The organism is Paenibacillus sp. FSL E2-8871 (genome assembly GCF_038000345.1).
Classification (GTDB): Bacteria; Bacillota; Bacilli; order Paenibacillales; family Paenibacillaceae; genus Paenibacillus_AQ.
In genome coordinates this window covers 4,591,001-4,616,158 of record NZ_JBBOBV010000001.1, presented here as the reverse complement: position 1 = coordinate 4,616,158, position 25,158 = coordinate 4,591,001, and the positions used below count along the sequence as shown (strand labels likewise).

The window sequence follows — 25,158 nt, the reverse complement described above, 5'->3', positions numbered from 1 at the left end:
TGCTCTATTTGAGTTCGTATTACGCAGCAGTCTGTTGTTCCTTACGGGTGGATGATTTAGTTAAGAACACACGAAGCGTCAAATGGCCTCTTTACGGCTGTTGTTCTCTTTGTAATTAACCGTGCTCTTATTGCACGGTTTTTTTGTTTTTCGGCACCTGTTCTCATTTCGGGGCCTTAGGACAATAGAGGGCATCAGTATAAAAAGAAGGGCAAGGACTGCCATAGTGGCATTCTTTGCCCTTCTTTGCGTTATGGAGAATTAGGTCCAAACCAATAGAGATTTGAAGGAGGATTTGCTGTGAATTTACAAAGTCTAAACACGCTGGAATACGAAATCATTAAAACAGAGCTTGGGCGCCACGCAGTATCTTATGTAGGAAAAAAAGCTGTAGAAGAGCTTATGCCAATGACCTATTTGCCGACGATTCAAAGAGCAATGGAGGAAACTTCTGAAGCTAAAGAACTGCTGGAACGAGGATCGAGTGTACCCATTCCTTCATTAGAAGGCATTGAGTGGATCATGTCATTAATGGGGACTGGATATTTGTACAGTGAGCAAGATTTCACTGCGGTTGCTACATTTCTTAAGAGCTGTAGTCAACTGCGCAAATATATGGCCTCTAAAGAACAGAGTGCTCCACGGATTGCTGCATATGCATCCTCGTTGATGGAGTTAAATCACGTGAGGGAGGCTATTGATCGTTGTATCCGTTTTGGTGCGATTGATGATGGAGCAAGTAAGGGGTTAGAGCGAGTTCGTAAACGGATTGTAGTGGCTAAAGAACGTCTTCATAAAAAAATCGACGGAATTATGTCACGCCATCAATCGATTTTGCAGGAGAATATTTATAGTCAGCGAGGTGGGCGTTACGTTATCCCCGTAAAACGGGAATATCATAAACAAATAAAAGGATCGGTGCTTGATCAATCCACAAGTGGACAGACGGTGTTTATTGAACCAGACGAGATCGCTGCTCTCCAAATTGAGCTTGATTTACTTTTGGGTGAAGAGGCGCGAGAAGAAGCCGTAATCCTCAGCATGCTGACTAGCTTGGTAGAACAGGAACAGGCTGCCCTGCACCTTAATATTGAAGCTACGGGCACGTATGATTTTATTTTTGCTAAAGCTAAATATGCACGAACGCTGGGGGCATCTTCTGTTACGCTGAATGCGAAAGGCTTTGTAAAGATGAATGGAGGCAGGCATCCCATGCTGAAGGGGATGATTCCGATCAATCTGGAGGTTGGTAAGGGGTATAAATCCCTCATCATTACAGGCCCAAATACAGGTGGTAAAACTGTGGTCCTTAAGACACTAGGGCTGCTGACGATCATGGCTCAATCGGGGCTGTTGATTCCGGTCGAGGAGGGTAGCGAATTCACTATTTTTACGGATGTAATCAGTGTAATTGGCGACGGACAAAGTCTGGCACAATCACTCAGCACATTCTCGGCGCAAATGAAGAGTATTGAGGGAATGCTGAGAGATGCATCTAAAGGGGTGCTGCTGCTCATTGACGAGCTGGCGGCTGGTACGGATCCCGGGGAAGGCATTGCGCTCTCTATCGCGATTCTGGAAGAGCTGAGCCGTAAAGGGGCGAATATTATTGTTACTACACATTTTAATGAGCTAAAAGCCTTTGCAGCCGCAACGACGGGCTTTCAAAATGCGCGAATGGAATTTGATAAAGAAACGCTACAGCCGTTGTATCGATTGACGATTGGAGAAGCGGGGGAAAGTTACGCTCTGCAGATCGCTAAAAAGCTGGGGATACAGGATAACGTTATTAAGAGATCATGGGAAATCGTAGAGGCGCAGCAACAAAGGCTACAGAAAGGCAGCGGAGAGGCATGGGGAAGTTTTTTGAGCAAAGAAGATGGAGAGCAAGAATATGCTGCACTTCCAGAAAAGGAACATGGCAACGCAGAAGAAGAGGCTGCTCCATCTGACCGCAGCAAGGAGAAGCTGATTCAATTTGAAATTGGAGATGCAGTTGTGGTAACGTCACTCGGCCGGACAGGGATCGTATATGAGAAGAGAGATCATTTAGGAATGGTTGGGGTGATGATCCAGAAGCAAAAAATGAAAATTAACCATAAGCGGTTGAAGCCCTATCTTTCAAAAGAAGAGCTATACCCGGAGGAATATGACTTTGATATTATTTTTGAGAGTAAGGATACACGTAAAAAGCGCAAGTTGATGCAGCGTAAGCATGTTGAGGGTTTAACGATTACGCACAGAGATGAAGAATAGATTCAATGAAGATCTGTCCACGAGACAGGTCTTTTTTTATAGATATAACGAAATAAGTGAATTTCAAGCAGGAGTAAAGGCCTAGGGCTTAGAAGTTATTGTAACCACCATAAAACTTTGTTACAGTAAAAATATTTATGTTCCATAACTTAAATGTAGATATACGTTCAACTAGAGAAGGGAAGAAACACATGAATAATAAGAAAATATGCAGGTTGTTGTTAACACTGCTCGTGATGGCAACTCTATTGTCAGCATGTAGTAGAACAACTTCTAGCAGTAATCCATTATCTTCGCGCCATAATGTAGTAGACGATAAGCCACAAGCTGGTGGAGTAGTTACCTACGGATTCTCCTCACCATTTACGGGTTTGTTTGAGCCTGCTTTTTATGAAGGTGAAGATGATTTTCATGTGCTGGAATTTATTACTGAGCCGATGTTTCAGGTAAATGATGAACTAGTGACGGTTCCTAATATCGCCTCTTGGCAGGAATCTGATGATCATAAAGTATTTACCTTTAAAATTAAACCGGGAATCCGTTGGCATAACGGTGATGAATTAACGGTAGAGGATTGGAAATTCGCAATTGAAACTATTGCTAGTCCAGATTATACGGGCTCGCATTATTATAGTGTTGAAATGATTCAGGGTGCAGAGGCCTATCATGAGGGAGAAGCGAAGGGCATATCCGGATTGAAGGTTATAGATCCTTATACTTTGAAAATAACTGTAACTGCTGCACGGGTAAACACCATCGATAGTCTGTGGCCCTATCCGATGAATAAAAAATACTATACTGGAATTGCTGTTAAAGATATGCCTGAAAGTGACCAGATGCGAAAATCTCCTATAGGTATTGGCCCTTTTGAGGTTGAACATATTCAGCCTGGCCAGAGGGTAGAAATGAAACGTTTTGATCAATATTACAAGGGCAAAGCGCTATTGGATGGGATAGTGTATAAGGCATTTGACGATAAGGAAGTGGCTGAACGCTTTCAATCAGGAGAGATTGACATAGAGTCAGCCCCTCGGGATGCTTATGATGATCTAAAAGAACTGGATAACATTAACATCCTGCAAACTGCTGAGCTAGGCTATGAATATATAGGTTTTAAATTCGGGCATTGGGATACGGAAACCGAGACCATCGTAATGGATAACCCTAAATTTGAAGACAAAAGATTACGGCAAGCTATGTATTATGCTTTAGATCGTGAAGGGATCATCAAAGCATATTCCCACGGTCTAGCTGAGGCTGTAGAGACTCCAATATCTAGCACTAGCTGGGCGAAGATCCCTGATACTGAGATTAATGCTTATCTGTATAATCCTACAAAGGCCAAGGAACTGCTGGATGCTGCTGGGTTCTTGGATCTAGATGGTGACGGATTACGAGAAGACCCAAAGGGCCAGAAGCTGATGATCCATTTTGATTCTATGCTAGGCAGTCAAACAGCAGAGCTACGTACTAATGCCATTTTAAGAAATTGGCGTGATGTTGGACTCGATGTACAGCTGAACGGTGGAGCCTTAAAGGAATTCCATGCTTTCTACGATGCAGTGGAAGCCGATGATCCGTCTATCGAACTATTTTACGGAGTATGGGGGTTAGCGAGTGGTCCCGATCCAACAGGTCTATGGAGAGAAAATGATCTATGGAACTATCCCCGTTGGTCTTCCGAGCGGAATGAAGAGCTGATTCGTGAAGGCGTAAGTATGAAGGCATACGATATGGATTATCGTAAAGAAATATACTATGAGTGGCAGAAGCTGGTTAATGAAGAGGTGCCTATGATCTTTTTTGCCGAACGAAAAGCGATAGTTCCAGTAAATAAGCGCCTACAGGGCGTTCGCGTGAATTCTATGAGTACGATTATAGACCCTTATAAATGGTGGATTAAGGAAGAGGACGAAAAATAAAATAATAATTTTTTGTGAAAAGTGAAATCAAATTGTAGTTTCATTCGTCATATATAGTATGGAGGATGACGACGATGAAGAGACGGATAGTAGTGGGGGCAATCGCAGCTGTATTAGTCGTTGTCTTAATTGCGGTATGGAGGCCAACTGGGCTTGGTTTTAAACCGAATATTGACGCGGAATCAGCAGTGCTTCTAGATATGGATACCGGAGATATATGGGTGGATATTAATGGTGATGTACCCATGCCACCGGCCAGTGTATCTAAATTAATGACAGAAATGATTGTGCTGGATCAAATCTCCTCTGGAATGATTAGATGGGAGGATAGAGTCCCAATTAGTGCCTATGCAAGTAAAATGGGCGGCACAAGCCTCTCATTGAAGCGGGGAGAATTCTATACTATAAGAGAATTATTCGAAGGAGTCACTATTTATTCTGCCAACGATGCTACTGTTGCATTGGCTGAGTATATGGCTGGTTCAGAAGCCTCTTTTGTGCTCATGATGAACGACAAGGCACATAGTCTAGGCTTATCTTCTCGTACAATATTTACTAATGCAACGGGCCTATCAGGTAAGGATCTTGGTTTCACTGATCCGAATATGCATATCAGCGGTGAGACTATGATGACAGCTCGTGATACCGCTAAATTGGCTGCCGCACTAATCTATCATCATCCGGATATTCTCAATATTTCCAGCCGTACACAAATGCATTTGAAGAATAAGGGGCTATATGTAAGTAATAGCAATTTCATGTTGCCAGCTATGGGTGGCATTTACGCTTATGAGGGTACAGATGGATTAAAGACTGGACATAATAACCGGGCAGGATACTGTATTGCAGGCTCGGCTCAGCGGGATGGGCATAGGCTTATTGCAGTCGTTATGGGGGCAAAGACTTATGAGAGCCGATTTGAAGGGGCAGCAAAATTATTTGATTACGGATTTTTCCGTGGTTTACAATCCGGAGATCGGGTTAAACATATGATGAATCCGCTCAGAATTAGGAACTAAAGTCGGAGCGCCATACCAGTATTTATTACTTGGTTTGGTGCTTTTTCCCTATTCATGTCGTTATTTGTGGTTTCTTTTTATCCATTTAGTGATTACAATAGAAATATTGTTTTAGTCCACATTATTTTAGAACCGCGAAAAACTTTTTTTTCTATAATTTTGAATGACCTGAATTTCTTGAAAGGGGGGACAATAAGATAATGGAATAAGGGTCAGTTGATCGCCGTGAGAAATAAAGTCATGACTGCCTGATAAAGATTCAGGAAGCATTATATATATGGCAAGCAATTATTCTACAATAAAGAAGGAATCAAAAATGAAGGAATCAAAGATGAAAAAAATAAAGAAAAGATATATCGCCCTCATTGTTCTTGTTGTTATTATAGCGGGAGGCTTTCTGTTTCGTAATTCCCTGGCTGTATTAGCCTTCGACCTCTTTTTGTCTGATCGGGTTGAAACTAAGCTAAAGGAAGAATCTTACCAGCCGCTTAAGGATGATAATAAGGTTAAGCCAGAACCGGTTGTGTACAAGAGCGATCCGTTCTCAATTATGCTCTTAGGTACCGATCAACGTGATAATGAAACGGCACGTTCAGATACCATGATGTACGCTGTTGTTCGGCCTGAGGACTATAAGATCCTGCTCATTTCTATTCCGCGTGATACGTATACGGAAATTATAGGTCATAAGGATAATAAAAAGGATAAGATTACACATGCCTATGCTTTTGGGGGGCAACAGATGGCCAAGGATTCTCTAGAAGCTCTGCTTGGTCATGATATTCAATATTATGCGACAATAAATTTCCAAGGACTCAAGGATGCTGTAGATGCTATTGGAGGCGTTCCTCTGCCGATTAAGAAAGACATTGTGAACAAGGGTAAGGATCATGAAAAGTTTACAATTGAAGCTGGAAAGTCGCTTTATAACGGACAAGAAGCACTGAACTATACGCGTTATCGTGAGGATAGTGACTTTAACCGCACCAAACGCCAACAGGTTTTTATTGATGTTGTAGCGAATAAAATGTTATCGATCAGTCAAATTGGCAACATTCCGAAGTTGCTGGATATTATGGGAGATAATTTCAAAACCGATATAGAGCCTTCGATGATCATTAGTCTAGCCAAAAAATTCATGGGCGGAAAAGGCATGGATATCTCAAGCTTCACAGTTATGGGTGAAGGTAAACGTATGGATGGTGTTTACTATGATATCGTTGATGAAGAGGATTTGAGTGAAGCTAAGGCGATGATCGACAACTGGATGAGTGCAGCAACACCTGTAGATCAACTAATTGAGCCGGGAAAAGCAAGTAATGCACTGGAGCCTAAATCAACAGCAGTTACGCAATAATTCTAAAGTGGAGTTCAAACTCATATAATTAGTTGCAGCAGCCATTCACATTCTTATGGCTGCTGCTTACTGTCTTCATGCTATAATGTATTGGAACGATTATTAAGCTGCCACGTATTAATAATTTTGTATGGTAGTAAAAGGAAGTTAAAGAACCGTAATTCCTTCGGAACTCTTTGAGGAGGATCAAGAGATGAATATTGCATTTTTTTTACTTCCGAAACAGGAAGTCGCTTGCGTAACGATCGATTCAACGCTACGCCAAACGTTGGAGAGGATGGAGTATCACCGTTATACTGCTGTCCCTATTCTGAACCGAAATGGAGAATACGCTGGTACGGTTACAGAGGGTGATCTGCTCTGGTATATGAAGGAATCCGAGGGCAAGGTTACTTTCGAGAACGCTTCAAAATTCTTGCTTAAAGATTTGCCGTTGAGGATGAATAACAGACCTGTCTCGATTGATGCGGATATGGAAGATCTGATTAATTTGGCTAAGGTACAGAACTTTGTTCCTGTAGTCGATGATATGAACCGGTTTATTGGCATCGTTCGCCGGAGTCAAGTCATAGAATATTGTGAGAAATTTGTATCAAAACAATCTCAAGAGTCATTATAGCCCAATTTATTCGCGGTAATAGAAGCAATCGGAACAAGGCCTGTATTTCCGGCGATAACGGAAAGCAGGTCTTTTTTAAAAATGAAAGAAGTACTAGTTCATCCCTTGTTGAAGCATACTTAAGGTGCGCGGGGCGCCTTGTGTGACACGGAATTTTTTATGCTATAATGGAGAATAAAGCTTTTTGCCGGAGGTAGAGAGACGTGTCCAATGTGCCGAAGGATCTGGATGTCGCTAAACGCGCCAAGGTAATTGAATGGTTAAAAACAGAAGTGATTGACCAAGTTTCACGGTTATTTAAAGCGTTATGGGAAGGCAGTACTACCCGTGTGGGCGACAGCCTGGCTAGTTTGATTATGAGCTCTTATATTTTGGGCCGCAGACTAGGGATTCCCTATCGTCAATTAGATGACTTGCTACTCGAGAAGCTCAGAAAGCATAAGCAGGAAGGGCATCAACTGGAAGAATGGTATCAAGATATATCTGCTTTAGAAGAACATATGCGTAAGAGGTGAATACTGTTGAAATTTCGCTGGTCATCTGTGGCTTGGAGCGTAGTATATTTACTTTTGCTGCTTAGTTTAACGACTCCACTGCTCATCATCACTACCCTATTTATGATTGTTCCGGCAGTAGTGTTATTCACTACGCTGAACACCAAACAATTCGTTCTACACGTATTGCCGGTGTTGCTGATTGTTGGTCTGATTACACCTATTTATGTGCTGATCGCGGCGTATTTCTTAATACCTGCTCTGGTTATGGGACGTTGGTATAAAAGACATGCTTCAGCAGTATCTACCGTGATTGCAGGTACGGTTACGATTCTTGGAGAATTCCTGTTACTCTTATTACTCGGTACGGCGTTATTTAACTTTGATTTGTCTAACTATGTGAACGATGTGCTGCAGATGGTTAACTCGCCTCTGTCTGATCTTGGTACTGCTAATCCACTGTTTACTGATCTTGGATTTACGACTGAGGATGTAAACAAGCTAAGTCATATGACGGTTCAAATGATCCCAATGACTCTAATCGTAAGCTCTTTTATGATAGCTGTCATTACGCATTCTATTGTTCGTCCGATTCTGAACAGTATGAATTATGCAGTGCCTAAGATGAAGCCTGCTCGTGAATGGAGACTTTCGAGATCGTTTATTTGGTATTATTTGATTGGTGTGGTTCTTCAGCTCTTCTTCTCAGGATCAGAGAATAATTACATCCTCATGATTTCTGCCAATCTACTGCCGTTGCTACGAATTGGCTTTATGATTCAGGCGATTGGATTTTTCTTCTTCCTGGCGCATGAACGCAAATGGAACAAGATGGTTGCCATTCTGCTAGCAATACCGGTCATTTTGCTGCCGCCGCTACGCATTATTGGTATTATTGATCTTGCTTTCCCACTGCGGGAGTATGTGACGAAATCGAAACGATAGGGTGAGAGTTCATGCCTAAATTTCTGCAAAGACGCTGGCACGGCTATCATACCGTATGGGCGTTCATGCTGCTGTTGGCCCTTATTATAATTGTTAGTATTTATAACTGGGCTCTTGGGGTCGTTAGCCTGTTTCTGGCAGGTACATTATGCTTCTATATGCTGAAGACGGAAATTTCGTTCCGCCGTAATCTGGTGGAATATATTAATGGATTAACTTTTCGTATTAAGCGGGTGGAGGGAGAAGCAGTGAGTATGCTGCCCCTCGGAATCATTCTGTTTAGCGAAGATCGAACAGTAGAATGGAATAACCGCTATGCTGGTGATATTTTTGCGCGCAAGTCTTTAGTTGGGGAACCGCTACTGGAATTGCTGCCGGATATGCAGTCTTTTTTTACGACGAATGTATCGGGAAAACGGGATGTTCACAAAGAAGGCGTATTGCATGACACTCGCCTTGAGCTCACTGTGGATGAACGATTTTACCAAGCTGTCATTATTCCAAGTGAACGTATTCTTTACATGTATGATATCACTGAGCTTGTGGTGCTACGTGAACGTTATGAGGATGAGAAGCTGGCGATTGGCATAGTGATGATGGATAATCTAGATGAATCTGCTCAAGGAATGGATGATCAACAGCGTACTTCTCTGATCGCTAAGGTAGCGAGTGAGATCACCGAATGGAGTAAACAGTTTGATGTTTATCTACGTCGTCTGTCGTCTGAGCGTTATCTAATGCTACTTAATCATCGTAGTCTGCAAGCACTGGAAGAAAGTCGATTCGTTATTCTCGATGAGATTAGGGAAATGACGGCCGACCTTAAAGTGCCTATGACACTGAGTATTGGTATGGCATTTGGAGCGGACTCTGCAAGCGAGCTAGGTGCCTTAGCACAATCCAGTTTGGATATGGCGCTCGGCCGAGGTGGAGATCAGGCTGCTGTAAAAGCAGGTCAGAGGTTGTCTTTCTACGGTGGAAAGAGTAATGCTGCGGAGAAGCGTACACGAGTGCGGGCACGAGTCATTGCGCATGCGCTACGTGATTTAATGCAGGAGAGCGACCGTGTGCTGATCCTCGGCCACCGCACACCAGATATCGATGCTGTTGGTGCTGCGATTGGCCTTCTAAGAGCCGCACAGATGTATAATGTAGAGGCTAGCATTGTGATGGAAACTCCTAATCCTTCCATAACGAACATGATGGAGCAGATTCGGAAAGATGATGAATTGTTTAAGTCGTTCATCACAACGGAGCAGTCTTTACAAGTGATGACGGAGCATACACTACTTATTGTTGTAGATACCCATAAGGCATCTATGACAATGGAACCGCGGCTTGTGCAATATGCGAGTAGAATTGTGGTCGTGGATCATCACCGTAGAGGCGAAGAGTTCATCAACGATGCTGTACTTGTCTATTTAGAGCCTTATGCTTCATCAACCTGTGAGCTGGTGACAGAGTTGCTTCAATATATCCATGAGAAGGTAAAGATTAGTCCATTGGATGCTACAATGCTCTTAGCGGGAATTACTGTAGATACGAAGCACTTTGCACTGCATACAGGCTCACGTACATTTGAAGCTGCAGGGTTTCTGCGCCGAAATGGTGCGGATACCGTTCTTATTCAGCGTATGCTGAAGGAGGATTTACAGGAGTATATTTCAAAAGCCGAAATTATCAAACATGCGCGTATGATTTATGATCAAATCGCATTGGTCGTTACGGCACCAGGTATGAAGATTCCACAGCTACTTATCGCTCAGACTGCGGATACATTACTTGGGATGACGAACGTAGTCGCTTCATTTGTCATTAGTGAGCGACCAGACGGCCTGATAAGCATTAGTGCTCGATCACTTGGGCGTATGAATGTACAGGTCGTGATGGAAAAAATGGGTGGCGGTGGGCATCTATCGAACGCCGCGGTACAGCTAGAAGGAACATGTAAAGAAGCAGAAGCCAGACTGCTGCAAGTGCTGGCTGAAATCGAATCGAAAGAGGGTTTATTCGAATGAAGGTCATTTTCATAAAAGATGTTAAGGGTCAAGGTAAAAAAGGTCAGGTTAAAGAGGTATCCGAAGGTTATGCTTCGAACTTCCTATTACCACGTGGATTAGTTCGTCCGGCAACGGAAGGCAATGTGAAGACGCTTGAGAATCAAGCAGCTGCTGAACAACGCCGTAAAGATAACGAAAAAGAAGAAGCCCAGCAACTGGGCAAGAAGATAGATGAGCTTACTCTTACTATGAAAGCAAAAGCAGGTGAAGGCGGCCGTCTATTCGGCGCAATCACGAGCAAACAAATTGCTGAAACGCTAGCTTCCACTCAAAGCATTTCCATCGATAAGCGCAAGATTGAGCTAGGAGAGCCGATTCGTCATTTGGGAGTGTTTCAAGTAAGTATAAAACTACACACTGAAGTAAAGGCTACCCTTAAGGTTCAGGTAACGGAGGAGTAACATGGGTGGAGATCTCTTTTTCGATCGGGTTCCCCCGCAGAATCTTGAGGCGGAGCAAGCGGTAATTGGTGCTGTTCTGTTGCAGGATGAAGCGCTCATTACTGCAATGGAACGGGTGAATACCGAAGACTTCTACGATAAAGCGCATCAAATGATTTTTGAGGCGATGGTGCAGCTCGGAGAAGAGAGCCAGCCGATTGATCTTGTTACGCTTACTTCTAGACTGCAGGACAAGGGAGAGCTCGAAGATATTGGTGGTGTTAGCTACCTAGCTAAGCTGGCGCATGCTGTGCCTACTGCGGCTAACGTAGAATACTACGCGCAGATTATTGAAGAAAAGGCTATGTTACGGCGTTTGATTCGTACAGCGACGCAAATCGTAAGCGAGGGTTACACCGGCGGCGAAGATGTAGCCGATATGCTGAGTGATGCAGAACGGCGAATTCTTGAAATCTCTAACCGGCGCAGCGGCAGTGGATTTATCGCAATCCGCGATGTTTTAATGGAAGTATTTGATAAGGTTGAACTCCTCCATCAGAATAAAGATAAGGGCGGCATGTCAGGTATTCCAACGGGATTTGTGGATTTAGACCATATGACTAATGGATTCCAGCGCAATGATTTGATTATTGTTGCAGCCCGTCCTTCTGTAGGTAAGACAGCATTCGCGCTAAATATTGCTCAGAATGTGGCCGTACGTGCCAAAGAGACGGTTGCCATATTTAGTCTGGAAATGTCTGCGCCGCAGCTAGTACAGCGGATGATTTGTGCCGAAGCTAATCTGGATGCGAATACTATGCGTACCGGTGACTTCAAGAGTGATGATGATTGGTCGAAGCTGACTATGGGCATTCAGTCCCTGTCGGAGGCGGAGATTTATATCGATGATACAGCAGGGATTACTGTAACGGATATTCGTGCGAAATGCCGGAGGCTCAAGAAGGAAAAGGGCCTGGGGATGATCGTCATTGACTACTTGCAGCTCATTCAGGGCCGCGGTAAAGGCGGGGAAAACCGTCAACAGGAAGTATCGGATATATCCCGTACATTGAAGCAGATCGCTCGTGAATTGGACGTGCCGGTTATCGCCCTGTCGCAGCTTAGCCGGGGTGTGGAACAACGTCAGGATAAACGACCGATGATGAGTGACTTGCGTGAATCCGGTTCTATCGAGCAGGATGCCGACATTGTTGCGTTCTTGTATCGTGACGACTATTACAATCAGGACACTGAGAAGAAAAATATTATTGAAATTATTATAGCTAAACAGCGTAATGGTCCCGTTGGGACAGTAGAGCTTGTCTTCCTCAAAAACTTCAACAAGTTCGTTAACTACGAGCGAGCACATGCAGAACCATTTGCTGGGTAACCTGTCATGTATGATATCCGAACGATTGCACATTTCTTTGTGTAATCGTTCGTTTTATTTGACTTTGAAAAAAACGGCTGTTACACTGAGTATTGTCCTTTAGTGGGTAAATCCGCTTGGAGTCCGGAGGGCTACGTACATAAGAATGACGTACAGGGCCCATATTATGAAAAATAATGGTGCTTGCTAGCACCTACGGAGGAATGAACATGTCAACGGTAGTCGTCGTGGGAACACAATGGGGAGACGAAGGTAAAGGGAAAATCACTGACTTTCTAGCGGAAAGTGCAGATGTGGTTGCCCGTTATCAAGGGGGCAATAATGCCGGTCACACGATTCTGATTGACGGTGAGAAGTTTAAGCTCAGCTTAATCCCTTCTGGTGTATTTTATAAAGAAAAGACTTGTGTAATTGGTAACGGGATGGTTATTAATCCAGCTGCCTTGATCCAAGAAATTAATTATATTCACGAGAACGGCTTTGACACTAAAAACTTAGTGATCAGCGACCGGGCTCATGTTATTATGCCTTATCACATGGTACTGGATGCTCTGGAAGAAGACCGCAAGGGTCCGAACAAGATTGGTACAACACGCAAAGGCATCGGTCCATGTTACATGGATAAGGCTGCACGTAACGGTATCCGTATTGCTGACCTGATGGACGCTGAGGAATTCGAATTGAGACTTCGTCACTTGATGGAAGAGAAGAACCAAGTGATTACTCAAGTATATGGCGCGGAAGCTCTTGATGTTGAAGAGATTCTGACTCAGTACCTGGAATATGCGGAAGTGCTACGTAATTATGTGACAGATACGTCGGTCATTCTTAATGAAGCTATTGATGCAGATCGCAAAGTATTGTTTGAGGGTGCACAAGGGGTAATGCTTGATATCGATCAAGGCACGTATCCGTTTGTTACTTCTTCTAACCCTTCTGCAGGTGGCGTATGCATAGGTTCTGGTGTTGGACCTTCTAAGATTAAACAGGTTATCGGGGTTGCTAAAGCCTACACTACTCGTGTTGGAGATGGCCCGTTCCCTACAGAACTGAACGATGCAACTGGTGATTATATCCGTGAAACAGGTCATGAATATGGAACAGTTACAGGACGTGCTCGCCGTGTAGGTTGGTTTGACAGTGTTGTTGTAAGTCACGCTCGTCGTGTAAGTGGAATCACAGGCTTGTCTCTTAACTCGCTGGATGTGCTGAGTGGACTTGAGACTGTGAAGATCTGCACAGGCTACAAATACCGTGGTGAAATAATCACGCATTACCCAGCTAGCCTTAAGATGCTGGCAGAGTGCGAAGCGGTATATGAGGAGCTTCCAGGTTGGAGCGAAGATATTACTTCTGCAAAAACATTGGACGATCTGCCAGCAAATACACGCAGATATGTTGAACGTGTATCTGAGCTTACAGGGATTCCGATCGCCATCTTCTCAGTAGGCCGTAACCGTGAGCAGACGAATCAAGTAACGCCAATTTATATCTAAATAAATTTAGTCATTTATAAGGGACCTCGCGAGAGGTCTCTTTTTTATGTTTACTTTTATGCGTATGTTTCCCGAAGCCGGTTCTAGTCAATACTGGGAGTATAGAAAAACATGGAAAAAATATACCAGATAGACTTGAACATAGGTGAGAGGAGAGAAGAAATGAAGATCGTGAAGCGTGCACTGGGAGTATGTCTAATTGTAGTACTCGCAAGTACACTTTCAATTCTAACTACGGGCGTGGTTGTAAATGCTTATATTCAGTCGGTGCTGGCGAGCTTCGATATTAAAATGGATAGTCCAGGCCCAGGTTTAGGTGGGATGGTCAAGAGCATTATTGGCATGGATAGCCAATCGGACTCCAATAAAGCGAATAAAGAAGCGACGACAACAGGCAGCGCGGTAAACAAGGATGAAGATAAAAGTAAGGATACATCTGAAAAAGGGGAGCCGGTGGAGCAAAAAGCACCCGAGGATGCTTTACCGGTTATGGGCCAAGCCTCAAATGAGTCTTCTACTAACGAAAGCCAGAGTGGAAGTTCAGAGGACCAGAAATTGGTAATGACACCTGAGGCAATAGGTGACTTAAAAGATAATCTCCCTTCGGCGGAGAAGGTAAATATATTCAATATCTTGATGTCCAAACTACCGCAGGATGAGATGCAGAAAATCTCCACGGCGATGGAGGATGGTCTAACGGAGGATGAGGTTAAGGAGCTGCAACAAGTCATTGCCAAATATGTTGATCCCGATGAATACGAGAGTATAATGAAAATGCTTACACCAACTACAGAAACTCTACAGCAACCATAGTAATTGTCAATTTCTAGACACAAGAAAAAGGCTAAATTTTCATATTTGCGCAAAAAACCCGCGTATTTCGTGGGTTTTTTTATGTGTACAAAGTTGAAATTTTCCGCTCAGCTATGGTACATTAGACAAGGATGTTCAAAGGGTTAATTTTTTGTAACCAATTGTAACCTTTTTGAGGGTCCATTAGAAGCAGGAAATTAGAACTAGGATAAGTGGAAATATTCATGGTCGTAATCTATATACTCGAGATTGTATAACTAGCTTGGCCGCTCGTCTCGGATGACCGAGCGGACTGAAAGGGAGAGTTTCATGAAGGGATTTAAGTTCATGCGCCGGATGGGGAAACTGCAGGATAGCGACACAGCAGAATCCGGAGCAGATGTTCAGCAGAGCCACAATTTCGATCACGACTCCACACACTTTCATCAAGAAAAAGGAACTCGTAGATTCCGGCACTCTTGGATTTTGGGAGCTGTTGGTCTAGTACTTCTAACCACTGTGTTGATTGGTGCAGAGAAAAAGTATGTAGCAGCCAATACTGAAACCTTCTATCAAGTGTTGGTGAAGGGTAAGGAGATCGGGAAGCTTAACGATCAGGCACAGCTTAATCAGCTGTATGATAAGAAGCAACAGGAATATCAGGACAAATATCCAGATTCAACGATGGTGCTTCAGACAGAAGGCATTACAATTAAACAGGAGAAAGCGTACAAGCCGGAAGTTGATAGTGAAGCAACGCTTAGTAAATTAGATGGAATGCTGAAGGCCTATGCCGTAGGTGTACAATTATTGGTAGATGGCAAGGTGGTTGGCATTGTTAAGGATCAAGAGACCGCAAATGCGGTACTTGAAGGGGTAAAGAATCATTATGTTCCGCAAACTAAAGTAGCAACGGCTAGTAAGCTCACAAGAACAGCAGCCTCAAGTTCAAGTGCTGCGAAAGCAAAAGCTCCTAACCAAGTGGAGTCAGTCAAAATTAGTGAAGAAGTTGCTATTGTTCCAGTGAAGACAGACCCTAACAAAGTGTTGGATGTGCAGGAAGCGGTCAAAACTCTTACCGAGGGTAAAGAAGCACCACTTCTTTATACCGTTCAAGAGGGCGATACGATTTCGGGGATTGCCAAACGGTTTGAAATTACACAAAAAGAGATCTATAGTAACAACCCGGATGTGAAAGAGCTAACTTTGAAGATTGGAGATACACTGAAGCTGAAGGTACCACAGCCAGATGTTACAGTTGTTACTGTAGAGCAAGTGTCAGAGCAGGTGGTTACTGAGCCTGAAGTGATCGTGCGGAAAAGCGACCAGTTACCAGCAGGCAAAAGTAAGGTCGTTCGTCCAGGACAAACGGGCCTTAAAGAAATGCAGTATCGGTTAACAAAGAAAAACGGAATGGTCGTACAAGAAGAGTGGTTGGGTCAGACCGTTATTAAATCTTCTCTCCCTGAAGTGGTTTATCGGGGTACGAAGGTAGTTGGTGAAGGAACAGGCATGTTCAGTTGGCCAGTAAGCGGAGCAACCCTTACTAGTAGTTTCGGTGAGCGCTGGAGCCGTGCTCATAAGGGTCTAGATATGGTATCTGGCAACCGAAGCATTAAAGCCTCTGATGCCGGAACTGTAATCTTTGCTGGTGTGAAGAGTGGATATGGAAATGTGGTTATCGTGGATCACCGTAACGGATACGAAACCTATTATGGCCACTTAAACAGCATCTCCGTTTCTACGGGACAGCGTTTGGAGCAAGGCGCCAAAATTGGCGTAATGGGCAATACTGGACGCTCGACGGGAACACATCTGCATTTTGAGATTCGGAAGAATGGCACTGCAGTAAATCCAATGAAGTATTTGCGATAATTCATACTTTAACCTCAACTGCTCGATTAAACTCGAGCGGTTTTATTTTTTTTAATATAGGAATGACGATATAGCTGTTTCTTTTTGCTGGGGAAGCCGATTCCTTATTTCGTAGGATGTGACGGTAAGACAGGTATGTTAAAATAAAGGAATGATCTTTAAGTAGGGATAGGAAGGTGAAGCTGAGACATGCAGATGGGAACGATTCTGGTAGTAGACGATGAACAGCCTATTGCTGATATATTGAAGTTTAATCTAGAAAAAGAAGGCTACGAGGTTATTTGTGCTTTTGATGGTAACAGTGCAGTGGAGTTGGCATTGTCCAAAAAGCCTGATCTTATGCTGCTTGATCTTATGCTGCCTGGTAAGGACGGGATGGATGTTTGTCGTGAGGTTCGTTCTGCACATTTGGACATTCCTATCATTATGCTTACTGCCAAAGACGGAGAGATTGATAAGGTGCTTGGTCTAGAGCTTGGTGCGGATGATTATGTGACCAAACCTTTTAGTACACGTGAGCTACTCGCCAGAGTGAAGGCCCAAATGCGGAGACAGCACAAACCGTCACCGCCGGGAATGGCGAATGAACCTGCAGAGACCAGACAGGGTATTTACCATTTTGATCTATTTATTGATACAGATATGTATCTGGTATATAAGGGTGGGGAGCCGCTTGATTTGACCCATCGTGAATATGAGCTGCTCTACTATATGATTAAACATGCGGGTAAGGTGATGACCCGGGAGCATTTACTGCAGGCCGTGTGGGGATTCGAGTATTTCGGCGATGTGCGGACCGTAGACGTGACGATCCGTCGTCTAAGAGAGAAAATTGAGGAGAATCCCAGCAAGCCGGAATATATTTATACTCGGCGCGGACTTGGCTATTTGATGCATAGCCCTAAAAGCGGAGGACTGTGATGAAGTGGTGGTCCTTTTTCCGGACAATTCAGGCCAAGCTTATTATTATTTATGTGCTGCTGATTCTGATAGCTATGCAGTTAATTGGAGTCTATTTTGTCAGCTCGATGAAGAACTCATTAACGGATAACTTCACGAAGGATCTTAAAGCACGTGCGGAGATGCTATCTATCCTGACTGCTGATAAATTCGGTAGTGAGGCTGGTACCGTTGACGAGGAAACGGCTGTAGAAAGTCTGCGTGGTATGGTTAATAATCTTTACATTAACGGGGCGGAGATTCAGGTGCTTGATGCCAGCGGCAAAATCATTACCACCTCCGTGCCCTCGCAGAATGACTATGTCGGACAGCGCAACACTCAGACCGTAGTCAATCGCGCCTTGCAGGGGATCAGCGATAATGAAGAATATATTATTGCCGATGATAATGTGCGGAAAAAGGTTGTGGCCAAGCCGGTACTTTCCGGTGACAAGGTAGTAGGTGCAATCTATATTGCTGCTGACATGAAAGATTTATATGCGACCATGGGCAGGATCAACAGTGTATTTATCTCTGGTTTGCTGTTAGCCTTGGGACTGACAGTTGTCCTATGTGTTATTCTTGCACACACCATTACGCAGCCGATTAAAGAAATGACTAGGCATGCAACAGCTGTTGCTGAAGGTCGGTTCAATCGAAAAATGCCCGTGCTCGGCAACGATGAAATTGGACAACTCAGTCAGGCATTCAATTATATGACCGGCAGATTGCGTGAGGCGCTCTCTCAGAATGAGGAAGAGAAAGAGAAGCTCACCTCTATTCTGACGAATATGAGTGACGGTGTGGTAGCCACGGATGAGAATGGTGTAGTCATTCTTATGAACCTTCGAGCAGCACTTATGCTGGGAACAGAAGGTCCGTTGCCGGAAGGTGCCCCACTGGATAAATTGTTAGGTCTTGATTACGAGCAGAGTGGTTCCTTGGCTAAAGGAAATGCCCAGTCTGCAATGCTTCATCTGACACATATGGGTGGAGAAGATTCTAATATCGTGAGAGTTACGTTTACTCCGATTCATCGCCGTGAAGGCGGCATTGCCGGTACGATTGCTGTACTGCAAGATGTAACTGAGCAAGAGAACCTGGAGGAATCACGCCGAGAGTTCGTCGCGAACGTTTCGCATGAGCTAAGAACACCACTTACAACGATTAAGAGCTATGTGGAGGCACTTGATGATGGAGCGCTTGAGGATCCGCAGTTAGCGGTTCGTTTTGTTGGGGTTATTCGTAACGAAACCGAGCGTATGATTCGTCTGGTTACAGATCTACTGCATCTGTCGCGTCTGGATTCCAAGGAGGCACTTCTCAGAATTCAGCAGACGGATATTACAGAGATGCTAGAGGATGTAGCAGACCGCTTTTCTTTTCAGATTCGGCAGAAGCGGATCGACATTAGTACAAGGGTCCGTAGGGATGTCAGCACAGCATGGCTCGATCGTGATCAAATCGATCAGGTCTTGGGGAATTTGGTCTCAAATGCATTAAAATATACGCCAGAAGGCGGTACGATTGAATTGGAGGCCTTGAAAAGTGAGGATGGAATGCTCTCCATTTCTGTACGGGATTCCGGGATTGGTATACCGAAGAAAGACATCGAGCGGATCTTTGAACGTTTTTATCGGGTGGATAAGGCGCGTTCACGGAATATGGGAGGCACCGGACTTGGCCTTTCCATTGCCCGGGAAATTGTGAAAGCCCATGGAGGCTCTATTTCCCTGCAATCCGAGCTTAATGAAGGCTCTAAGGTAACCTTTACACTACCTCTGAATGCGCAAAGGGGGAGTGAGGCATGAAGGAGAGATTGAAGTCATGGATTTTAGCCTTGCTCGTGCTGGGAAGTCTTGTTGAGAGTTACTATTTGATTTATCGCTTGCCTGGTGCAGACTCAGCGGTACTCTCCGAGAATCTATATGTGAAGACAGACAATATGGGACCGGAGGAAAAGGTTGAGAACCTGCTGTACCCTGATAAAATGATCATCCATATGGGCGATAACAAGCATACGCTTTTTTATCCAGACTCAACGTTCTATAGCTTGATTATGAATCGGTTAAAAGGGCGTGGATTTGAAAGCTTCCAGCGGCACTCGGTACAGGATTATGATTGGGATAAGATTCGAAATGAGAATCCGGGGATTGAGCTTTCGTTCGGATCCGGCATTCCGGTAACGTTACTTCAGCGGGTTATGCAGCTGTCACCTGATTCCCTATTTGAAGGAGAAAGCATTGATCGCATTTGGATCTATAACATTAAGAATGACTCCAAAGCGCATGCCATTTTCTTCAGTACGAGAGGCGACATTATATATGAAGCGGCAAAAGCGGATTTAACTGTGCAAGACGTGCAGCAGCATGTGGATTTCGGCAAGAACTGGACGCCTTACAAGTCCGTAGATGGTGATTATTATGTGCCAGACAGCAAGATTTCTCTGGTTCAGGTTGAGATGCCTTCAGGCATGTATACCATAGAACAAATGCAGAACAATCTTTTCTTCGATGTTGGAAGCACTAGATATATTCGCGAGAAAAATGGCTCGGAGATTTATACGGATAGCAAACGGAGTCTTCAGGTCGATAAGGAACGGAATTGGATGAGCTATAGCGATCCTGCCGCACTTCCAGCCGGAGACAGTACACCTGCCAAGGATGCGCTTGAAGCTGTAGAATTTGTGAACCAACATGGTGGATGGAATGGAACCTATCGTCTTGAAGCCACCGAGGAGGGGAGACAGGAGAGAAAGGTCTCTTTTCAACAATATTATGGTTCCTATCCATATGGCTCCTATCCGATCATGAGTAACTCGCAGCTGCAGTATGGTGTAATTAATCTGGAATTGCAGCAAGGCACCGTATCCTCTTATGAACGCTCGTTAATCTATATTGATGAGAGTAAGGCAGAGAAGAAAATCGTAGAGCTATCTGGAGGCGTGGAGCTAGAGAATCAATTGTCTGCGGTTAGCAAAACTTCGGCAGTGAAGGATTTAACGCCTGCGTATGTACCTGTAGTGAAAGAAGAGAAGCTGCAACTACTTCCAGTCTGGAAGGTTACGCTTATTGACGGCAGCGTTCTTACATTAAATTAATGTACAAGTTGTTCATATAACATTTAGGAGGTAAGGGTATGGATTGGGGAAGAGCCAAAAATGTACTAATTTGCGCCTTTTTAGGTCTAAATCTGCTGCTATGTTATCAGCTGTGGATTGATTTGCGCGATCAGGTTAGTGCCAATCTCGATTTCACTTCCCTGTCCGAAGAAACCCAGGCGGTCATGGAGCAGAAAGGGATTCGTGTGTTGTGTCCCATTCCGGCTTCTACCCCGCAGCTTCCTAATATAACTTATCGATATTCTGCTGAAGAGCAGAATGAACCACCCATTAAATTAGATGTTCCTATAGACAGCAAGCTGATCTATTCTTCCTTCACTGACCTTAGCAAGGCGCTTGAAAGTCAAATACCGGATATCGCAAATTATCGTTTTGATTCTCAAGAAAGTGAAGTTGGGAAGTTCGTGCTTCACCCGCTAGTTCAGAATCAGTGGTCGCTATTCCGAGTTAGGTTAGAGTTGATTAATAGTGATCAGAAGATTGTAGCTTTCCGCTCACCTAAGATTGAGATAGGGGCAAGCAGTAGCGATAAGGAACAGAAGGTACTGCCGGCATCGCAAGCGCTTAGCAGTTTGATTGAAAAATATTTTCCGGCAGACTCTGTAGTAAAGGAGATTGAGCTTGGTTATTATGGTGAGTTGTTCAACTCCGAAAGTCAGGTAGCGTCGCCAATGTGGCGGTTCATGCTGGAGAACGGCAATGCCTATTATGTGGATGCTATAAGTGCGGACATCATCAGTCCGAAGACAACAGATTAGAAGGAGTAAGGAAAATGGGGATTTCATTTACAGTACTGTCCAGTGGTTCTACCGGAAATGTAACGGTGGTTCGGAACGGGGAGACAACACTTATGATTGACGCGGGACTAAGTGCCAAGCGGATCGATGAGCTGTTGGCCATGCGCGAGCTAACGGGTAATGATATAGACGGGATTCTAGTCACACACGAGCATTCCGATCATATTAAAGGACTCGGGGCAATGGCCCGTAAATACGATCTTCCGATTTATGCGAACACCAATACCTGGGGAGCCATTGAAAAAGGCATTGGGAAAATACCCGACTATAACCGAATCATTATGGAGTCGGGACAGCATAGGGATTTTGGTAGTCTGCGTGTAGAATCGTTTGCAATTTCTCATGATGCGGCGGAGCCGGTGGGTTACAATTTTTATGATGGAAAAGAAAAACTGTGTGTAGCTACAGATCTGGGATATGTTAGCGACAAGGTAAGAGATGCGATTTCAGAGGCGGACGTATTGGTGCTGGAGGCGAATCATGATATTGAAATGCTGAGGATGGGACGTTATCCGTGGAATACGAAACGACGTATACTTGGCGACATGGGTCACCTTTCTAATGAAGCAGCCGGAGCAGCACTAAGTGAAATTCTCACAGGACGGACTAAACGTACCTATTTAGCGCATTTAAGCCGGGATCATAATATGATGGATTTGGCTAAAATGTCGGTACGTTGCGCAATGGAGGATCGGGGCTGTTTCTTTAAAGATAGTGAGTTTAAGCTTTGCGATACGTATTATGACCAACCTACGCCATGGGATAAGTTGAGCCAGTTGTCATAAGCTGATCAAGCTCGGCAGTCTTTCGTTCTAATTCTTGGCGGGAGATCAGGCCTTTATCGATCATCAATTCGATCATAGCACTGAAGGCAAGGGTCATATGGTAGTGTTCATCCTTCAAATCGCCAAGCTTACCGATAAACTCCACCAGATCCATACTTGTGGAAAAAGAATTCATAATTATACCTCCTTATGTAGTAAAAGCAGAACTGGAGTTGTAAAAAATTCGCAGGCTTTTTACCTCAGGAAAATCACGAATTGAGGGTTGCCTGTGATACAATTATAGACGTGATAAGCAAACTCTAAATTTATGGAACCTTTCTATTAGTGTAGTCTTTTAAGTTACAAAATATTCCTAGTAGAGAAGATATATTGAAAGATTCTAAAATTCTTTCGATTAACTGAAACTATTGTGTGGTTAATGGATAAAGTGAAACTTTTTAGTGATTGTTGGAGTCTAAAGGATGCAGAGGTATATGCTTGGAACGTGATTGCTAGAGGTTCAGGTTTTAGATACTGTGAACGGTTGGCAATAGAAGGGGGAGATTTTCGGTGGGATTGTTTGATGACGATTTCTATTCAACTAAAGTATCACGGTCCAGAGGGGATGAAGCATCAAAGGGATCATTTGCTAACCGCAAGCATTCTGTGCGAAGATCGCGCAAGGGCTTATCCACTTGGCAAATATCCGCCGTCTGCTCCTTAATCAGTGCTGTGGTGGCAGTGTTTTTATTCAGTATGCTTACTGGACAAATGAGTCACGAAACTGCCCCGAAGTCGGTAGTAACAACTGGGGAGGTTGCCCCAAGCAGAGATCCGTTTGACCGTATCATTCAAGCCGCTGCTACGGTTCGTCCTGCGGTAGTAAGTATTATCAATCATAAAGAAGATAATAAAGAATTGAACATTCTGGATGAGTCAGCATTAGGCTCTGGAGTGATTTATAAAAAGGTAGATAATAAAGCGTTTATCATTACTAATAACCATGTCATCGAAGACTCTAGCAATCTTGAAGTCGTAACAGTAGATGGCGAGACACGTAAAGCTACACTCGTTGGAACGGATAAAGTGAGTGACATCGCGGTCCTTTCTATTGATGCCAAGGGTATCAATACAATCGCAGAGCTCGGGGATTCCTCGAAGCTTCGTCTAGGTGAAACGGTCATTGCCATCGGAAACCCGTTGGGACTTGGTGACACATTGACTTCAGGTATTGTCAGCTATACTGAACGGAAGGTTCCCGTATCCTTGAATCAGGACGGCGTATATGATTGGGAGCAAGAGGTCATTCAGACCGATGCAGCAATTAATGAAGGCAATAGCGGCGGGGCGCTTGTGGATCTGGATGGTAAAGTCATCGGTATTAACACGATGAAAATCTCCGATGCAGGTGTAGAAGGGCTGGGTTTTGCTATTCCAGCTAACCATGTGATAGATACCGCTAATGAACTGGCTGAGAAAGGGCGGATTGCCCGTTCCTACTTAGGCGTATATTCGGTAGATTTAAACAATCCTTACATTCCTCTCGCAGAGGACCAACGCAAGGAACTGAACCTACCGAACAATGTTAAGGATGGGGTTGTCGTTCTGGATGCTGTTGGACCTGCACAAGAAGCGGGAATACAGTTCAATGATGTAATTACGAAATTTAATGATGAACCGATTACATCCACGCTTTCCCTTCGCAAGTATTTATATAATCAGACGAAGATTGGTGAGGATCTGAAGATTACCTATTATCGAAATGGGAAAGTCAATCAGACTACAGTAAAACTTCTTGAAAAACCAGAGGAATAATATGCTGGAAGTCGGCATATAATGATATAGCAGTAATGACAAGTAGAGCGGACTACCCCTTCGGTTGAGAAGGTAGAGCTTCCTGAAATAGCGATACTCTGTATCGCTATCGGGGATCTATTTCTTCTAAAGTTTTGATAAATATGGCAATTATAAGCTGATTTAATCAATTTTGGGCTGACTGGCAACCCTTACATTGGAAGGTAATACTTATTAGGGTAGAAACGGATATATACGGATGCCAGCTTGCCTTTGCTAATCAGGTGTGGTAATATGATATCAATCATACATTTAGTCCCTAATTTTCGCATTGAAAAGGGCTGTTATATTCGGTAATACAACCTTTTTCAATGTGTGAATTTTTTCTTTGTTTGAAGATAAAAAGAACATATTAATTTAAATTTGTGGAGGTAACACACATGCAAACAGGTACAGTTAAATGGTTCAACGCAGAAAAAGGATTCGGATTTATCGAAGTTGAAGGCGGAAGCGACGTATTCGTTCACTTCAGCGCAATCACTGGCGACGGCTTCAAAACTTTGGACGAAGGCCAACGCGTTGAATTCAACGTTGTTCAAGGCAACCGTGGACCACAAGCCGAAAACGTTGTAAAACTGTAATAATAGAAGAAACCGTCCCAGCTTGTGAAAGTTGGGACGGTCTTTTTATATCTAGTTAGTCACTATTGACTTACAGGATGGGAGGAACGGCAATGAACTACCGGAAGAAACCTTTGGAAGAAATACCGGAAGAAAATACCGCGATTTGGGCGTGTACCAATGATGGATGCAACGGATGGATGAGGGATAATTTCGCATTTGAACATGCGCCTTCTTGCCGTCTATGTGACTCTCCAATGGTTCGCAGCACGAAGATGCTACCACAATTGCTTAATTCGAATGGCGATCTCAAATCGCTGAAGAAGGGTATTTCCATTACCTAACCAATGCCTTTATGAGTCAAGCTTGTTATAGAGCAGTGAACAACTTCAAGACGGTCAAACCGTCTTATTTTTTTTGCTTTTTTTAAGATAAATTGTGATTTTTGTCACAAATCATTTGAATTTCACCGTTAAAAGTACCCCTTTGTGTGACATTTATCACAAAATGACGTCTAA

At 43.7% G+C, this 25,158-nt stretch carries 22 protein-coding genes; 21 read left to right on the top strand and 1 reads right to left on the bottom strand.

Annotated elements, in window-relative coordinates; genetic code table 11:
- Positions 1–300 precede the first annotated feature (300 nt).
- The 18 genes from NYE25_RS20930 to NYE25_RS20845 all read left to right on the top strand — a co-directional run bounded on the left by NYE25_RS20930 (position 301) and on the right by NYE25_RS20845 (position 22,247).
- On the top strand, positions 301–2,256 hold the full coding sequence (locus NYE25_RS20930; protein ID WP_076285058.1) for an endonuclease MutS2: 1,956 nt from the start codon (positions 301–303) through the stop codon (positions 2,254–2,256).
- A 191-nt stretch (positions 2,257–2,447) separates the two neighbouring features.
- Positions 2,448–4,178 carry an oligopeptide ABC transporter substrate-binding protein gene (gene opp4A / locus NYE25_RS20925; protein WP_341146780.1) on the top strand — a complete coding sequence of 577 codons (1,731 nt, stop codon included), beginning with the start codon at positions 2,448–2,450 and terminating at the stop codon, positions 4,176–4,178.
- Positions 4,179–4,252: 74 nt separating this feature from the next.
- Positions 4,253–5,197, top strand: coding sequence for a D-alanyl-D-alanine carboxypeptidase family protein (locus NYE25_RS20920; RefSeq protein ID WP_339244147.1), 945 nt, complete (start codon positions 4,253–4,255; stop codon positions 5,195–5,197).
- Between the two features lie 316 nt (positions 5,198–5,513).
- Positions 5,514–6,554, top strand: coding sequence for an LCP family protein (locus tag NYE25_RS20915; protein WP_179085792.1), 1,041 nt, complete (start codon positions 5,514–5,516; stop codon positions 6,552–6,554).
- Positions 6,555–6,747: 193 nt separating this feature from the next.
- Positions 6,748–7,173: a CBS domain-containing protein gene (locus NYE25_RS20910; RefSeq protein ID WP_042193039.1), complete on the top strand. Its 426-nt coding sequence runs from the start codon at positions 6,748–6,750 to the stop codon at positions 7,171–7,173.
- 212 nt (positions 7,174–7,385) lie between these two features.
- Positions 7,386–7,688 (top strand): MazG-like family protein, encoded by a 303-nt coding sequence (locus NYE25_RS20905; protein ID WP_170880353.1) that lies wholly within the window; start codon positions 7,386–7,388, stop codon positions 7,686–7,688.
- Positions 7,689–7,694: 6 nt separating this feature from the next.
- On the top strand, positions 7,695–8,612 hold the full coding sequence (locus NYE25_RS20900) for a DUF2232 domain-containing protein (RefSeq protein ID WP_076298104.1): 918 nt from the start codon (positions 7,695–7,697) through the stop codon (positions 8,610–8,612).
- An 11-nt stretch (positions 8,613–8,623) separates the two neighbouring features.
- The gene (locus NYE25_RS20895) at positions 8,624–10,630 is read left to right on the top strand and encodes a DHH family phosphoesterase (RefSeq protein WP_042193037.1); all 2,007 of its coding nucleotides are present in this window, start codon (positions 8,624–8,626) and stop codon (positions 10,628–10,630) included.
- The gene (gene rplI, locus NYE25_RS20890; protein ID WP_042193036.1) at positions 10,627–11,073 is read left to right on the top strand and encodes a 50S ribosomal protein L9; all 447 of its coding nucleotides are present in this window, start codon (positions 10,627–10,629) and stop codon (positions 11,071–11,073) included. Before NYE25_RS20895 ends, rplI begins: the two co-directional genes overlap by 4 nt.
- A gap of 1 nt (position 11,074) precedes the next feature.
- Positions 11,075–12,442 (top strand): replicative DNA helicase, encoded by a 1,368-nt coding sequence (gene dnaB, locus NYE25_RS20885; RefSeq protein WP_042131710.1) that lies wholly within the window; start codon positions 11,075–11,077, stop codon positions 12,440–12,442.
- A gap of 209 nt (positions 12,443–12,651) precedes the next feature.
- Positions 12,652–13,938: an adenylosuccinate synthase gene (locus NYE25_RS20880; protein WP_341146779.1), complete on the top strand. Its 1,287-nt coding sequence runs from the start codon at positions 12,652–12,654 to the stop codon at positions 13,936–13,938.
- 162 nt (positions 13,939–14,100) lie between these two features.
- Entirely contained in the window at positions 14,101–14,751 is a 651-nt protein-coding gene (locus NYE25_RS20875; protein WP_341146778.1) for a hypothetical protein, read from the top strand.
- A gap of 309 nt (positions 14,752–15,060) precedes the next feature.
- On the top strand, positions 15,061–16,605 hold the full coding sequence (locus tag NYE25_RS20870; RefSeq protein WP_341146777.1) for a M23 family metallopeptidase: 1,545 nt from the start codon (positions 15,061–15,063) through the stop codon (positions 16,603–16,605).
- A 189-nt stretch (positions 16,606–16,794) separates the two neighbouring features.
- Positions 16,795–17,526 carry a response regulator YycF gene (gene yycF / locus NYE25_RS20865; RefSeq protein WP_042193032.1) on the top strand — a complete coding sequence of 244 codons (732 nt, stop codon included), beginning with the start codon at positions 16,795–16,797 and terminating at the stop codon, positions 17,524–17,526.
- A complete protein-coding gene (gene walK, locus NYE25_RS20860) occupies positions 17,526–19,355 on the top strand; it encodes a cell wall metabolism sensor histidine kinase WalK (protein WP_042193031.1) in 1,830 nt (609 codons plus the stop codon). Before yycF ends, walK begins: the two co-directional genes overlap by 1 nt.
- Entirely contained in the window at positions 19,352–20,644 is a 1,293-nt protein-coding gene (locus NYE25_RS20855) for a YycH family regulatory protein (protein WP_042193030.1), read from the top strand. Before walK ends, NYE25_RS20855 begins: the two co-directional genes overlap by 4 nt.
- Before the next feature lie 38 nt (positions 20,645–20,682).
- Positions 20,683–21,423, top strand: coding sequence for a two-component system regulatory protein YycI (yycI, locus tag NYE25_RS20850; RefSeq protein ID WP_042193029.1), 741 nt, complete (start codon positions 20,683–20,685; stop codon positions 21,421–21,423).
- Between the two features lie 14 nt (positions 21,424–21,437).
- Positions 21,438–22,247, top strand: a complete 810-nt coding sequence (locus NYE25_RS20845) for an MBL fold metallo-hydrolase (protein ID WP_042193028.1) — start codon at positions 21,438–21,440, stop codon at positions 22,245–22,247.
- Here the strand turns inward: NYE25_RS20845 and NYE25_RS20840 are convergent.
- Complete coding sequence (locus NYE25_RS20840) at positions 22,213–22,422, bottom strand: hypothetical protein (RefSeq protein ID WP_042193027.1); 210 nt, start codon at positions 22,420–22,422, stop codon at positions 22,213–22,215. The genes NYE25_RS20845 and NYE25_RS20840 overlap by 35 nt on opposite strands.
- Positions 22,423–22,796: 374 nt before the next feature.
- Here NYE25_RS20840 and NYE25_RS20835 point away from each other — a divergent pair, with 374 nt between their 5' ends.
- The 3 genes from NYE25_RS20835 (at position 22,797) to NYE25_RS20825 (ending at position 24,984) form a co-directional block, all read left to right on the top strand.
- Entirely contained in the window at positions 22,797–24,041 is a 1,245-nt protein-coding gene (locus NYE25_RS20835) for a S1C family serine protease (protein WP_042193026.1), read from the top strand.
- 419 nt (positions 24,042–24,460) lie between these two features.
- The gene (locus NYE25_RS20830; RefSeq protein ID WP_019914582.1) at positions 24,461–24,661 is read left to right on the top strand and encodes a cold-shock protein; all 201 of its coding nucleotides are present in this window, start codon (positions 24,461–24,463) and stop codon (positions 24,659–24,661) included.
- Positions 24,662–24,753: 92 nt separating this feature from the next.
- Positions 24,754–24,984: a cold-shock protein gene (locus tag NYE25_RS20825; protein ID WP_042131698.1), complete on the top strand. Its 231-nt coding sequence runs from the start codon at positions 24,754–24,756 to the stop codon at positions 24,982–24,984.
- The last annotated feature ends 174 nt before the right edge of the window (positions 24,985–25,158 follow it).

Bases quoted from the DNA above. Each gene is read 5' to 3' on its own strand.
- opp4A (WP_341146780.1), top strand. From the start codon at position 2,448: ATGAATAATAAGAAAATATGCAGGTTGTTGTTAACACTGCTCGTGATG.
- NYE25_RS20920 (WP_339244147.1), top strand. From the start codon at position 4,253: ATGAAGAGACGGATAGTAGTGGGGGCAATCGCAGCTGTATTAGTCGTT.
- NYE25_RS20915 (WP_179085792.1), top strand. From the start codon at position 5,514: ATGAAGGAATCAAAGATGAAAAAAATAAAGAAAAGATATATCGCCCTC.
- NYE25_RS20910 (WP_042193039.1), top strand. From the start codon at position 6,748: ATGAATATTGCATTTTTTTTACTTCCGAAACAGGAAGTCGCTTGCGTA.
- NYE25_RS20895 (WP_042193037.1), top strand. From the start codon at position 8,624: ATGCCTAAATTTCTGCAAAGACGCTGGCACGGCTATCATACCGTATGG.
- rplI (WP_042193036.1), top strand. From the start codon at position 10,627: ATGAAGGTCATTTTCATAAAAGATGTTAAGGGTCAAGGTAAAAAAGGT.
- dnaB (WP_042131710.1), top strand. From the start codon at position 11,075: ATGGGTGGAGATCTCTTTTTCGATCGGGTTCCCCCGCAGAATCTTGAG.
- NYE25_RS20880 (WP_341146779.1), top strand. From the start codon at position 12,652: ATGTCAACGGTAGTCGTCGTGGGAACACAATGGGGAGACGAAGGTAAA.
- NYE25_RS20875 (WP_341146778.1), top strand. From the start codon at position 14,101: ATGAAGATCGTGAAGCGTGCACTGGGAGTATGTCTAATTGTAGTACTC.
- NYE25_RS20870 (WP_341146777.1), top strand. From the start codon at position 15,061: ATGAAGGGATTTAAGTTCATGCGCCGGATGGGGAAACTGCAGGATAGC.
- yycF (WP_042193032.1), top strand. From the start codon at position 16,795: ATGCAGATGGGAACGATTCTGGTAGTAGACGATGAACAGCCTATTGCT.
- walK (WP_042193031.1), top strand. From the start codon at position 17,526: ATGAAGTGGTGGTCCTTTTTCCGGACAATTCAGGCCAAGCTTATTATT.
- NYE25_RS20855 (WP_042193030.1), top strand. From the start codon at position 19,352: ATGAAGGAGAGATTGAAGTCATGGATTTTAGCCTTGCTCGTGCTGGGA.
- yycI (WP_042193029.1), top strand. From the start codon at position 20,683: ATGGATTGGGGAAGAGCCAAAAATGTACTAATTTGCGCCTTTTTAGGT.
- NYE25_RS20845 (WP_042193028.1), top strand. From the start codon at position 21,438: ATGGGGATTTCATTTACAGTACTGTCCAGTGGTTCTACCGGAAATGTA.
- NYE25_RS20840 (WP_042193027.1), bottom strand. From the start codon at position 22,422: ATGAATTCTTTTTCCACAAGTATGGATCTGGTGGAGTTTATCGGTAAG.
- NYE25_RS20830 (WP_019914582.1), top strand. From the start codon at position 24,461: ATGCAAACAGGTACAGTTAAATGGTTCAACGCAGAAAAAGGATTCGGA.
- NYE25_RS20825 (WP_042131698.1), top strand. From the start codon at position 24,754: ATGAACTACCGGAAGAAACCTTTGGAAGAAATACCGGAAGAAAATACC.